We start from the raw sequence: 13,521 nt of genomic DNA on the forward strand, positions 1-13,521 counted from the left end.
GCGGCCCGCCCGCCCGGTCACTCGATCAGTTGCGCGCCGTCCCGCTGGGCCGAGCAGCTGCGGCGGAACGAGCAGCGGTCGCAGCCGGTGCCGGTGGCGGGCACGAAGCGTTCGGCGAGGACCCGGCCGGCGGCGTCGGCCAGCAGGTTCTCGATCCACGGTTCACCGTCCGGAGGTGCCTGCTGCTGGACCTTGGGACCGTCCGGCAGCGCCTTGTCGGCCGCCCGCAGGTGCACCAGCTCGGCCCCGCCGGGCATCGGCACGCCCTCCTCGAAGCCGGGCAGCTCGTTGAGCGCGCCCGCCCGCACCGCCAGCTGGTAGACGGCGAGCTGCTTGTGCTCGGGCAGCGACTTCTCGGTGGGGATCTGCTTGCCGGTCTTGAAGTCGACCACGTACGCGCGCCCGGCGTCGTCCTTCTCGACCCGGTCCATCGAGCCGCGGATCTGCACCGAGACCCCGCCCACGTCCAGGGTGACGTCGAAGCCGTGCTCGGTGGCGACGGTGCTGCGGCCGCGCTCCAGGACGTGCCAGTTCAGGAAGCGCTCCAGCGCGGCCCGGGCCTCGTGCTTCTCCTGGTGGGACTTCCAGGGGGCGTCGAAGGCGAGTGCGTCCCAGACCGTGTCCAGCCGCTCCATCAGCACGGCGAGGTCGGCGGGGGTACGGCCGGAGCCGACCTCGTCGGTGAGCGCGTGCACCACGTTGCCGAAGCCCTGGGCGGCCGAGCTGGTGGTGCGCGCCTTGACCTCCTTGTCCAGGAACCACTGCAGGGAGCAGTTCTCCAGCTGCTCCAGGCCGCTGCCGGACAGCCGCACCGGTACGTCGGGCCGGCGCAGCGGGTCGGGGGCGGCGGTGGCGTCGTCCAGACCCCACCAGCGGTCGGGGTGCGCCACCGGCACCAGCGGCAGGCCGTCCTCGTCGGCCGCCGCGGCCAGCCGGGCGAGCCGCTCGGCGGCGGCCCGGCGCAGCTCCGGGGAGCGGTGCGGGTCGACGGTCACCGCGCGCAGTTCGGCGACCAGCGCGGGCACCGAGAGCGGACGGCGCGGGCGGTGGGTGACGTCCTCCACCACCACCTGCGGGGTGCGGCGCAGCACCCGGCCGGTCCTCGGGTCGAGCTCCTCGCGGTACAGCTCGCGCAGGAACCGGGAGGGCTCGTCGCCGTCCTCGGCGGGCGCCTTGACGGCGGTGACGATCAGCCGCTCCTTGGCCCGGGTCGCGGCCACGTAGAAGAGCCGGCGCTCCTCGCCGAGCAGGGCGGCCGGGGAGAGCGGCTCGGCCAGGCCGTCGCGGCCGATCCGGTCGGCCTCCAGCAGCGAGCCGCGGCGGCGCAGGTCGGGCCAGAGGCCGTCCTGGACGCCGGCCACCACGACCACCCGCCACTCCAGGCCCTTGGAGCGGTGCGCGGTCATCAGCCGGACGGCGTCGGGCCGCACCGCGCGGACGGTGAGGGTGTCCGCGGCGATGTCCTGCGCCTCCAGCTCGGCGAGCAGGTCGAGGGCACTTCGGTGGCCGGTGACCTGTTCCTCGGCGCGGGCGGCGGTCTCGAACAGGGCGCAGAGGGCGTCCAGGTCGCGGTCGGCGTTGCGGCCGCCGGCGCCGCCGCGCAGGGCGGCGCGCTCCAACCGTTCGCGCCAGCGGCGGCTGCCGTCCCAGAGGGCCCAGAGCGCCTCCTCGGCGGTGCCGCCGCCGGCCAGCAGCTCGCGGACCTTGCGCAGCAGCATGCCGAGGTCGCGGGCCCGGCGGGCGTACGACGGGTCCATCGCGACCAGCCGCTCGGGCTCGGCCAGCGCCTCGCGGATCAGCTCCTCGGCGGGGCGGACGGTGGCGGCCGCCGGGCCGCCGGCCGTGGCCTGCCCGGCCTCGCGCAGCGCCTGCCGTTCCTCCTCGCGCAGGGCCCGGCCGAGCCGGCGCAGGTCGGAGCCGTCCATGCCGCCGAGCGGGCCGGTGAGCAGGGTGCGGGCGAGGTCGGCGGTGAGCGGGCCCCGGGCGCCGGGGCCGGGCGCCGGCCCGTCCGTCCGCTCCTCCTCCGGGCCGTCCGCCGGGTCGTCCGCCGGCTCGTCCTCGGGCTCGGAGTCGTCCTCGTCCCCGTCCTCGCCCGCGGCCCGGACGGTGTCGGCGAACCGGCGGCCGGGCCGGTCCAGCGCCGCCTGTTCCGCGCAGACCCGCAGGGCGAGCAGCAGCGGCGTCACGGCCGGCTCCTCGCGCAGCGGCAGGTCGTCGCCGTCGATCTCCAGCGGTACGCCGGCCGCGCTCAGGGCACGCCGGACCCCCGGGATCGAGCGGCCGCCGGCCCGGACCAGCACCGCCATCTCGCCCCACGGCACGCCCTCCTCCAGGTGCGCGCGGCGCAGCAGGTCGGCGACGCTGTCCAGCTCGGTGCCGGGAGTGGCGTAGGTGTACACCTCGACCCGGCCGCCCTCGCGGGAGGGCAGCAGGGCCCGGTGCTGGGCGAGCTTGTCGGCGGGCAGCCGGCCCATCGGCATCCGGCGGGCCAGCTCGCGGGAGGCGGCCAGCAGCACCGCGCCGGAGCGCCGGGAGACCCGCAGCACCAGGACGTCGGCCGGGCTGCCGTCGGCCTTGGGGAAGGCCTGCGGGAAGTCGAGGATGCCGTTGATGTCGGCGCCGCGGAAGGCGTAGATCGACTGGTCCGGGTCGCCGACCGCGACCAGGTCGCGCCCGCCGCCGGCCAGCTGGCGCAGCAGCCGCACCTGGGACGGGTCGGTGTCCTGGTACTCGTCGACGAACACCACGTCGTAGCGCCGGCGCAGCTCGTCCCCCACCTCGGGGCGCTCGGCGAGCAGGACCGCCCGGTGCACCAGCTCGGCGTAGTCGAGCACGCCGCGCAGGTCCAGGACGTCCAGGTAGTCGGCGAGGAAGTGGGCGGCGGCGGCCCAGTCGGGGCGCTGCACCCCGTCGGCGAAGCGCTCCAGCTCGGCCTCGCCGAGACCGAGCTCACGGCTGCGGGCGAGCACCGCGCGCACCTCGTCGGCGAAGCCGCGGGTGGTCAGGCAGGCCCGCAGGTCGAGCGGCCAGCTGATCCGGCCGGCGCCGAGCCGGGCGTCCTCGGCGCCGCCCGCCAGCAGCTCGCGGACCATGACGTCCTGCTCGGGGCCGGAGAGCAGACGCAGCGGCTCGGCGTAGGCCTCCGGGTCCTGGTGGGAGCGGAGGAGGGCGTAGCAGAAGGAGTGGAACGTGGTCGCCTGCGGCGACCGGAGCACGGGCGCGGGCCCGGGCGCGGGGACGGCCGGCGCGGCTGCCTCGGGCGCCTGCCGGGCCGCGGGCACGGTCGCCTGCGGCGCGGCCACGGCGGTGCCGATCCGGGCGGACATCCGGTCGCGGAGCTCCATGGCGGCCTTGCGGCTGAAGGTCAGCACCAGGATGCGCTCGGGGTCGGTGCCCTGCTCGATCCGCCGGGCGACCGCCTCGACCAGGGTGGTGGTCTTGCCCGTCCCGGGGCCCGCGAGCACCAGCAGCGGGCCGCCGGCATGCTCGACCACCGCCTGCTGGTACGGGTCCAGCACGGGCGGGGCGGGCTGCGTGAGCGGGCTGCGCACCAAACGGTAGGGGGAGGTCACGAACGTCCTGGTGGATCGGGCTGCGGATCGGGCCGGGGCTGGCCCGCGGGCATGTCGCGGTCGGCCGTCGGGGGCCGGCCCGGCCCGCCTGCGGGCAACGGCGGGACGGGCCCGCAGAGGGCCCGCCCGTATCGAGCCTACGATCCTGCCCCGTCATTCCCGACCACGCACCCGGTTCACCGAAGGTGGGGGCGCACGGCCCGCCGGGTGCGCCTGGTCACAGGAATGCCGGGGCGCGACCGGGCGAAGACTCTCCGTCGTGGCCCTCGTCGCCGTCGTCCTACCGCCCGTCCCAGCGGGCCAGCTTCAGATCGACCCTGGGCAGGTCCTCGGCCGCCCGCGAACCCCGGGCCGGCCCCCGCCCGGCGGTGCTGCGCAGCGGGGTCCCCTCCTCCCGGTAGCGGGCCAGCGCGCGCTGCTCGTGGCCGGGCAGCAGGGCGCCGTCCGCGCGGATCACCCGCCACCACGGCACCGCGCCGCCGTAGAGCGCCATCACCCGGCCGACCTGCCGGGGACCGCCCTCGCCCAGGTACTCGGCGACGTCCCCGTAGGTCATCACCCGGCCCGGCGGGATCCGCTCGGTAAGATCGAGCACCGACTCCGCGAACGGGGGCAGCGCGCCCTCACCGTCGTCCGTCCCGCTGTCCGTCATCTGCGGCATTCTTCCCCATCCGGGCGATTCGCGGGCCTCGTGAGGGCGATTCGCCGCGCCCGATCCGGCCCCTGTCCAGCGCCGGACGCCACGGCATGCCACCATCTTCGGGGCGGTGAGTCGTGATACGAGGACAAGACCAGATGACGGGGACGGCAGACGTGGGTGTGGACGAGGACTCCGACGAGTCCGCCACCGACATGTCCGCAGGCCACGGCGACGGGTCGGCCGCCACGCCGGAAGTGTCCCTGATCAAGGACGGTCGGTTCAAGACCCCCCGGCCGCCGAGAACCGCCGGCGGCGCGGTGCCCCCGCCGGCGGCGCCCGGGCCGGGCCCGGCCGACCTCCCGCCGCCCACGATCGAGCTGCCCGACCTGGAGGCGGAGCCCACCCAGCCGCTCCCCGAGCCCGAACTCCCGCAGGAGCATGAGCCGCAGCGGCCGGAGGAGCCGCAGGCCGGGCCACGGCCCGGCGCCCAGGGCCCGCTGCCCGACCCGCTCGACGAGGCGCCGCACCTGGACGTCGACGAGCCGCTGCTGGCCGCCCGCGCCCACCGCCCCTCCGACCTGATCCGGTTCCTGGCCGGCGTGTTCGGGATCGTCGCGCTGTTCGTCCTGGCCAGCGTCGCGACCTCGACCACCAGCGGCATCGAGATCGACATCAGCTCCAACGCCGAGCGGATCTCGCCGGTCCTGTCCACCATCGCGGGGCTGGTCTCCAGCATCGCGGTGCTGGCCGTGCCGCTGGCCTTCGCGGTCGAGCGCCTGATCAAACGCGACGGCCTGCGGGTCGCCGACGGCGTGCTCGCCTCCGTCCTCGCGTACGGGGTGTCGCTCGGCATCGACTGGTGGGTGGCCGAGGGCGCCTCGGAGACCATCCGGGACGCGCTGACCCGGCTGCCGACCGACAGCCCGGGCACCCTCACCGACCCGGTGCACGGCTACCTCGCACCGGTCATCGCCTACATGACGGCCGTCGGCATGTCCAGCCGCCCCCGCTGGCGGGTGGCCCTGTGGGTGGTGGTCTTCCTCAGCGGCGCCACCGAGCTGATCAGCGGCTACACCACCCCGCTCTCGCTGCTGCTGACCGTCCTGATCGGCTGGTCCGTCGCGTACGGCACGCTCTACGCGATCGGCTCGCCGAACATCCGGCCGACCGGCCAGCACCTGATGATCGGCCTGCGCAAGGTCGGCTTCACCCCGGCCAGCGCGCACCGCGCGCCGGACGCCCCCGGCGGCACCCGGCGCTACTACGTGACCCAGCAGAGCGGTCCCCCGCTGGACGTGCACATCGTCGACCGGGAGCAGCAGGCCTCGGGCTTCTTCTACCGCGCCTGGCGTCGGCTGCGGCTGCGTTCGGTGGCCGTCCGGCGCAGCCCGCAGTCGCTGCGCCAGGCCCTGGAGCAGGAGGCGCTGATCGCGTACGCGGCGGCGGCCTCGGGCGCCCAGGCGCCGCAGCTGGTGGCCACCTCCGAGCTGGGCCCGGACGCCGCCATCCTGGTCTACGAGAACGTCGAGGGCCGGCCGCTGGACGACCTGGCGGACGAGGAGATCACCGACCAGGTGATGGCCTCCCTGTGGGAGTCGGTCGCCGCCCTGCACGAGCGCCGGATCGCCCACCGCCGGCTCACCGGCGAGTCCCTGCTGGTGGTCGACGACAAGACGGCCTGCCTGGTCAACCTCTCCGGCGGCGACATCGCGGCGAGCGACCTGACCCTGCGCATCGACGTCGCCCAGCTGGTCACCACCTTCGCCCTGCGGATCGGCCCGGAGCGGGCGGTGAGCGTCGCCAACCACGTGCTCGGGCCGGAGCGGGTGGCGGCCGCGCTGCCGCTGCTCCAGCCGGTCGGCATGAGCCGCTCCACCCGGGTCGACCTCAAGCGCCTGAGCAAGGAGCGCAAGGCCGCCGCCCAGGCCCGCGCCCTGGAGCAGGTCGCCGCCGGCGAGCGGACCCAGCAGCAGGCCGAGGAGGACATCGCGGTGGCCGGCGAGGACCTGCTCAGCCGGATCCGCGGGCAGATCCTGCAGATCGCCCCCGAGGCGCCGATGGAGCCGGCCAAGCTGGAGCGGCTGAAGCCGAAGACCCTGATCATGGTCATCGCGCTCACCTTCGCCGCCTACCTGGCGCTGACCACCATCAAGCCCGCGCAGCTCAAGCTCTCCCAGATGAACTGGGCCTGGGCGGCGCTGGCCCTGGCCGCCGCCGCGTTCAGCTACATCGCCGCCTCGATGAGCCTGACCGGCTTCGTGCCCGAGCGGCTGCCGTTCCGGCGGACGGTCGCGGCCCAGGTCGCCGGGTCCTTCGTGAAGCTGGTGGCGCCCGCCGCGATCGGCGGCATCGCGCTGAACACCCGCTACCTGCAGAAGTCCGGCATCCGGCCGGGCCAGGCGGTGGCGAGCGTCGGCGCCTCCCAGCTGGCCGGCCTGGCCGGCCACCTGCTGCTGCTGTTCAGCTTCGGCCTGATCACCGGCAGCCAGACCAACGGCGACCTGAGCGCCTCCCGCGCGGTGATCATCGGGGTGCTGGCGGCCGCCGTGCTGGCCCTGGTGGTGGCCGCCGTCGGCCCGCTGCGGCGCTTCGTGGTGACGAGGGTCCGCTCGCTCTTCTTCGGGGTCGTCCCGCGGATGCTCGACCTGATGCAGACCCCGACCAAGCTGCTCACCGGCTTCGGCGGCATCCTGCTGCTCACCATGAGCTTCACCGCCTGCCTGGACGCCTCGGTGCAGGCATTCGGCGGAAACATCAGCTTCTCCGCGGTGGCGGTGGTCTTCCTGACCGCCAACGCGGCCGGGTCCGCCATTCCCACCCCGGGCGGCATCGGCCCGGTGGAGTTCGCGCTGATCGGTGCGCTGACGGTGGCCGGGGTGCCGCCGGCGGTGGCCACGCCGGCCGTCTTCCTCTACCGGGCGCTGACCTTCTGGCTGCCGGTGCTGCCGGGCTGGATCGCCTACAACGTGCTGCAGCGCAAGGGCTCGCTCTAGGCATCGCCGGCCGGGCCCGGCAACGAGACGACGCGGAAGGGCCGCCGGCCTCCTGGGGTTCAGGAGGCCGGCGGCCCTTCCGGACGTTCGCGGCGGCGTGCGCCGAGCCCGGCCCCGGCCGGGCCGGCCGGGGCCGGGGTCGTACAGGCCTAGTAGGCCGGCTTGTGGGGCTCGATCTGGCTGACCCAGCCGAGGATGCCGCCACCGAGGTGGACGGCGTCCGAGAAGCCCGCGGACTTCAGCACGGCCAGCACCTCGGCCGAGCGGACGCCCGACTTGCAGTGCAGCACGATCTTCTTGTCCTGCGGGAGCGTCTCCAGGGCGTTGCCCATGAGGAACTCGTTCTTCGGGATCAGCACCGCGCCGGGGATGTTGACGATCTCGTACTCGCCGGGCTCGCGGACGTCGATCAGGAGGATGTCCTCCTTGTCGTCCTGCCACTGCTTGAGCTGCTTCGAGGTGATGGTCGAGCCCGCGGCGGCCTCCTGGGCCTCCTCGGAGACGACGCCGCAGAAGGCCTCGTAGTCGATCAGCTCGGTGACGGTGGGGTTCTCACCGCAGAGCGCGCAGTCCGGGTCCTTGCGGACCTTGACCTGGCGGTAGTTCATCTCCAGGGCGTCGTAGATCATCAGCCGGCCGACCAGCGGCTCGCCGACCCCGGCCAGCAGCTTGATCGCCTCGGTGACCTGGATCGAGCCGATCGAGGCGCAGAGCACGCCCAGCACGCCGCCCTCGGAGCAGGACGGGACCATGCCCGCCGGCGGCGCCTCCGGGTAGAGGCAGCGGTAGCAGGGGCCGTGCTCGGCCCAGAACACGCTGGCCTGGCCGTCGAAGCGGTAGATCGAGCCCCAGACGTACGGCTTGCCGAGCAGCACCGCGGCGTCGTTCACCAGGTACCGGGTGGCGAAGTTGTCGGTGCCGTCCACGATCAGGTCGTAGCCGGAGAAGATCTCCATCACGTTGGAGTTGTCGAGGCGGTCCTCGTGGAGGATCACGTTGACGTAGGGGTTGATCTCCAGCACGGACTCGCGCGCGGACTCGCCCTTGGAACGGCCGATGTCGGACTGACCGTGGATGATCTGGCGCTGCAGGTTGGACTCGTCGACGACGTCGAACTCGACGATGCCGAGGGTGCCCACACCGGCCGCGGCCAGGTACATCAGCGCGGGGGATCCGAGGCCGCCGGCGCCGACGCACAGCACCTTGGCGTTCTTCAGCCGCTTCTGCCCGGCCATGCCCACGTCGGGGATGATCAGGTGGCGGGAGTACCTGCGGACCTCGTCGACGGTGAGCTCGGCGGCCGGCTCGACCAGGGGTGGCAGCGACACGGTGACTCCGATGGTCGTCAGTTCAGGTTCGGCCGCGCCGCCCGGATGGATCCGGCGCCGTCGAACGGTGGCATTGCTAGGCCAACAGTGTCATGCCACCTCTGTATTCCGAGACAGCTCGTCCGATGGGCGAGACGGTGCACACCGGATCGTGGGACCGGGCCCCGGGCGCGCGTCCACGGACCGGCGGCCGGCCCGGGACCTCGGCCCCACCGGCCCGGCGCCGGGCCCCCGGCGGCCCGCGGGGGCCGGTCCGGGGCCCGGCCGGCCCCGCGGCGGGACCGGCGCGGGGGCTCGCGGCGGCCTCAGACCCGGCAGGCGGTCTCCAGCCAGATGTCGCCCAGCGACTCCTCCAGCGGCACCTGTGTCCGCCAGCCGAGACGGTCCCTGGCCGTCCGGACGTCCGCCTGCCGCCACGGCACCGGCTCCGCGGCGGGCGAGCGCCCGTCGACCGCCCGGCCCTCGGTGGCACGTGACTCCGCCGGACGGTGCCCGGCGAGGTGGTGCGCCAGCGGGTGCAGCAGGTGGTCGGCGGCGCCCGCCGACTGCGCGGGGAGCAGCGCCGGCCTGCTCTCCTCCGCCACCGTGCCCTCGAAGCCGGCCGTCCGCACGAGCATCTGGGCGGCGTCCCGGGCCCGGACGGCGTGCCCGCTGCCGATGTTGATCACACCGGTGGCCGCCGAGACCGCCGCGGACTGGATCGCCCGCGCGACGTCCCGGACATCGACGAAATCCCGGTATCCGGACAGGTCCGGCATCCGGACCACCGACTCGTCCCGCTCCAGGGCCCGCCGCAGCCCCTCCGAGAGCCGGCCGAACAGCGAGGCCGTCGGCGCGCCCGGCCCCACCACGTCGAAGACCCGCAGCACGGTGGCGTCCAGCCCGGAGGCCAGCACCAGCTCCGTGCCGGCGAGCTTGGACACCCCGTACGGGCCGACCGGGCGCGGCTCGGCGCTCTCCGCGATCGGGATCCCGCCCGGCACCGGGCCGTACTCGGCGGCCGAGCCGACGTGGACCAGCCGGGCCGGCTCCCGGCTGCGCCGGATCGCCTCGCACACCGTGGCGACCGCCAGCGTGTTGGACCTGATCAGCACCCGGGAGCTGCCGTAGGTCGCCCCGGCGCAGTTGATCACCACCTGCGGGGCCACCGCGTCGAGGAACCTGGCCAGCGCGCCCGGGCTCCCCGTCGTCAGGTCGAAGCGGATGTCGGCGGAGTCACGCCGGCCGAGCACCGTCACCTGCAACTCCTGGTCAACGAGCAGACGATCGGTGACCCGGCGGCCGATAAAACCGTCGGCGCCCAGCAGCAGCACCCTCATCGGGGGGCGTCCTTCCACGAAGCAAGGTCTCGGATGACCTGGCGGATCAGATGGGAAATTCAGGGGGTGGGTCGGAGGTGACGCCGTCGGTGGCCGGCCCGGGGGCACCGGCCCGCCCCGGACCCGGCGCCGGCTCCCGCCGCGCCCTCGGACGGGAGCCGGACGCGCTGCCGGGCGGCTACCGGACGCCGGACGCGTCCGGGGCGCCCGACAGCGCGGGCGGCCGGCGGGAGCCGGCCGGGCAGCGCGGGCAACCCGGACAGCCGTGGCCGGGCGTCCGTGGCCGGGCGTCCGGCCCGGCGTGCGGCGGCGGCTCCCGGCCGGCGCCGGGGCGGCTCAGCGGTACGAGCCGGGCCGGCCCAGCACCACCCCGGCGTACGGCAGCAGCACCGCGACGGCGGGCCCGCTGCCGAGCAGCAGCGCACCGGCCGGGCCGTGCTCCGCGAGCAGCGGCCAGCCGAGGCCCGGCCGGCCCTGGAGCAGCACCAGCAGCGCCGTGCCGAAGGACCCGGCCGCGAGGGCGGCGACCGCCGCTCCAGCCCGGCCGCAGTGCAGCAGCAGCACGGCGAGCAGGAGCAACAGCCCCTGGCCGCCCTGCGCCGCCCACTGGACGGCGTCCGCGCGGTGCGCCACGGCGTGCAGCAGCCCGCCGGCCTGCGGCGGCCCCGGCCGGGGCGCGACGGCGGTGAGCACCGCGAGGGCGGCGAAGGTCAGCACGGCCAGCACCGCCAGGTGCAGGCCGACCGCCACCGGCAGCACCGGGCGCAGCCGGGAACGGAAGTCGGTGATCGTCGCGGCCGTCCCGAGGTGTATCCGGCCGACGTGCCGGAACCAGCGGGCGGTCCACTCGGCCGCGCCCAGCGCCGCCCCGGCCGCGACCACCATCGCGGCCTGCGCCGGGCCGCTCCCGGCCAGCAGCGGCAGCAGCAGGGTGGCGGCGGCCGCCAGCCCGTACCCGAGGACGACCGGACGGGGCCGCCGCCCGGGCCGCTCCGGGCCGGCGGCCCAGGGGCTGACGCTCCACGGGCCCGGCCGGCCCGCCAGGTGCTCCGGCCGCTCGGCCTCCCCGGGCCGCCACGGGTTCTGCGGACCGCCCGGCGGCCCGTACCCGCCCGCCGGGGGCCGGCCCGGCCCCGGTGTGGACAGCGCCCGCACGGCGGTGGCGGCGAGCCAGCCGCCCGCCGCCACCGCCGCCAGCAGCCCGAGGGCACCGGGCGGCCCCGGGCGCGCGACCCGGACGGCCGCCAGGGCCGCACAGGGCAGCGCCGCCGCCAGGGCCGTCCACAGGGCCGCGCCGGAGCGCCGCCGCCAGGACTCCCCCGGCTCGGCGGCCCGCGGATCGGGCGGGCGGCGCGGGACGCGGGCGTACAGCTCCTCGGCCAGCGAGAAGACGTCCGTGTGCCGGTAGCGGGCCGCCGCCCCCGGGCCGAGGCCGGCCTCCTCCAGCCCGGCCGCGATCTCCAACGGGTCGACCGCCTGCTCGCACAGCGCGCGGTGGCGCGCCATCAGCTCACGTACCGGGTCGCCGCCCGCGCCCGGGGGCCGGCCCGGCCCGGGAGCCGGGGTCTCCTCCCCCGCAGCGGGCCCGGCCGTCAGCGGCCGGGCGGACAGCGGGCCGGACGGTGCCGCACCCGCCGGCGGATCGGCCGCCGGCCGGTCACCCGGCAGCGGACCGTCCGGCACGGGCCCGCCCGATAACGGACCGCCCGAGGGCGGCCCGTCCGGCAGCTTGCCGCCCGGGCGGCGGGTGCCCGGTACCCGCCCGCCCCGCGCCCGGCGGGCCGCCTCCGGCGTCGCCCCCCGCGCTGGATCCCGGCCGGCCATCAGACCACCTCCGCCAGCGCTTCCGGCTTGGCCTCCGCCGCGGCCTCCGGCTCGGCGTCCGCCCCGGCCCCGGCCGGGGTCCGCCGCTCCTCGGCGACCGCCCCGCCGACGCCGGCCGGGGCGCCGGCCGGACCGGCCGCCATCCAGTACTCGGCGGGCCGGGCGAACGGCCGCAGCCGCTGCCCCGAGGTGCCGCTCCGGCCGTCCGGGTAGGCGGGCCAGTTCGAGACCAGCTCCAGGTAGATGTCACGGAACGCGGTGACCACCGGCTCCACGGCGAAGCGTTCCTGCGCGCGCAGCCTGCCCGCGAGGCCCAGGCGCGAACGGCGTTCCTCGTCGCCCAGCAGGGCCAGGCAGGCGCCGGCCAGTGCCTGCGGGTCCCTCGGCGGCACCAGGAGCCCGGTCGGCCCGACCACCTCGCGGGCCACGCCGGTGTCGGTGGAGACCACCGCGCGGCCGCTGAGCATCGCGTCGGCGAGCAGCAGCGGGGCCCGCTGGACCAGCGCCGTGAAGACCACCACCGTCCCGCTCCGCCAGGCCTCGGCGGCCGAGGCCGGCCGGCCGGCGAACTCCACCGCCCCGGTCAGGCCGAGCCGCCCGGCCAGCGCCTCGCAGTGCGCGAGGTGGCCCGGTACGGCCTCCTCGCCGTGGACCAGCAGCCGGGCGGCGGGCAGCTCCGCGTGGATCCTGGCGAAGGCGTGCAGCATCAGCGCCGGATCGCGCCCGGGCTCCAGCGGGCCGGCCCACACCACGGTGGGCGCCGTCGGCTCCGGGCCGGCGGCGGGCCGCGCCACCGCCGGGGTGCCCTCGTGGACCACCCGGGTACGGGCCGGGTCCGCCCCGACCCGGCGCTGCCACTGCTGGTCGTGGGAGCTGCCCGGGGTGAGCAGGGCGGCCTGCCGGTAGGTCTCCTCGGTGAGCAGCCGGAAGAAGGTGAGCAGCAGGGCCCGGACCGGCCAGCGGTAGGGCGCCTCGCGGTAGCCGGCGTACTGCTCGCGCAGGTGCAGCCCGTGCTCGGTGACCACGAACGGCACCCCGTGCAGCTGCTTGGCGGCGAGCGCGGGCAGGGCCGCGGGGCCGGTGCCGATCACGTGGCAGACGTCGGCCGCGCCGAGGCCGCCGGGCCCGGTGCCGTACCAGGGCGCGGAGAGCGGCCGCAGGCACTGCTCCAGCAGGTCGGCGGCGACCAGGACGTCCCGGACCATCGGCTGTCCGGCCGCGGTGTCGGCGCCGGGCGATCTCCAGGCGCGTTCGAGGACCCGCTGGGCCCGGCCCGAGGCGAGGAAGGCGGGCAGCGCACCGTCCGCCCGGGCCAGCTCGGCCAGCCGGTAGAGCCCGGGGCCGAAGGAGCCGCGCTCCCGCGGCATCACCAGGGCCCGGACCAGCTGCTCGTACGCCCGCAGGTACTGGCGCCTGCGCAGGGCGGCGGGCCCGCGTCCGGCCGGCCGCACGCCCCACATCGGCAGTTCGTGGACGGCGTCGAAGCGCCCCTGGACGCCGGCCGGCCCGTCCGCCGCCCCGCCCCGGCCGGCCGGGCCGGCCAGCAGGTACAGCTCGAACTCGTGCTCGCGCAGGCCCTCGGCCAGCCGGGCACTCCAGCCCGGGCCGCCACGCTGTGCGTACGGCCGGGCGCCCTCGGTGAGCAGTGCGACGCGCACGAAGACCTCCAGAGCAGAGCGGATCAACGGATTGCTTCAGCAGTCGAGGAGCTGAGGAGCCGGATCGGCCGGCGACACCGCGATCCCGGAGGGGCACCGCTCATGGGCGGCCCGGTCGTGCCGCCCGACAGGCCGCACACCGGCCCGCCGGGCCCCCCTCTTCCAGCCGCCCCCTGGGCACCCCGGC

Annotated in this window: 7 protein-coding genes; 1 reads left to right on the top strand and 6 read right to left on the bottom strand. The window is 76.4% G+C overall.

Annotation, left to right across the window (positions count from 1 at the left end; translation table 11 throughout):
* Positions 1-17 precede the first annotated feature (17 nt).
* Together IE329_RS04875 and IE329_RS04880 are read right to left on the bottom strand one after the other, a co-directional pair.
* Entirely contained in the window at positions 18-3,572 is a 3,555-nt protein-coding gene (locus IE329_RS04875) for an ATP-dependent helicase (RefSeq protein WP_268257252.1), read from the bottom strand.
* A gap of 280 nt (positions 3,573-3,852) precedes the next feature.
* Positions 3,853-4,224 carry an MGMT family protein gene (locus IE329_RS04880; protein WP_373311073.1) on the bottom strand — a complete coding sequence of 124 codons (372 nt, stop codon included), beginning with the start codon at positions 4,222-4,224 and terminating at the stop codon, positions 3,853-3,855.
* 143 nt (positions 4,225-4,367) lie between these two features.
* Between IE329_RS04880 and IE329_RS04885 the strand changes: the two genes are divergently transcribed.
* Entirely contained in the window at positions 4,368-7,205 is a 2,838-nt protein-coding gene (locus IE329_RS04885) for a lysylphosphatidylglycerol synthase transmembrane domain-containing protein (protein WP_229927170.1), read from the top strand.
* 149 nt (positions 7,206-7,354) lie between these two features.
* On the opposite strand, the gene moeZ is transcribed toward IE329_RS04885, so the two are convergent.
* The 4 genes from moeZ to IE329_RS04905 form a co-directional block, all read right to left on the bottom strand.
* Entirely contained in the window at positions 7,355-8,533 is a 1,179-nt protein-coding gene (gene moeZ / locus IE329_RS04890; protein ID WP_073926238.1) for an adenylyltransferase/sulfurtransferase MoeZ, read from the bottom strand.
* Between the two features lie 305 nt (positions 8,534-8,838).
* Positions 8,839-9,852 carry an NAD-dependent epimerase/dehydratase family protein gene (locus IE329_RS04895; RefSeq protein ID WP_190209525.1) on the bottom strand — a complete coding sequence of 338 codons (1,014 nt, stop codon included), beginning with the start codon at positions 9,850-9,852 and terminating at the stop codon, positions 8,839-8,841.
* 336 nt (positions 9,853-10,188) lie between these two features.
* Positions 10,189-11,358 (bottom strand): hypothetical protein, encoded by a 1,170-nt coding sequence (locus IE329_RS04900; protein WP_190209526.1) that lies wholly within the window; start codon positions 11,356-11,358, stop codon positions 10,189-10,191.
* 317 nt (positions 11,359-11,675) lie between these two features.
* Complete coding sequence (locus IE329_RS04905) at positions 11,676-13,361, bottom strand: DUF3492 domain-containing protein (RefSeq protein WP_229927171.1); 1,686 nt, start codon at positions 13,359-13,361, stop codon at positions 11,676-11,678.
* Positions 13,362-13,521 lie beyond the last annotated feature (160 nt).

The sequence above is a fragment of the Kitasatospora indigofera genome (assembly GCF_014655955.1).
GTDB lineage: Bacteria > Actinomycetota > Actinomycetes > Streptomycetales > Streptomycetaceae > Kitasatospora > Kitasatospora indigofera.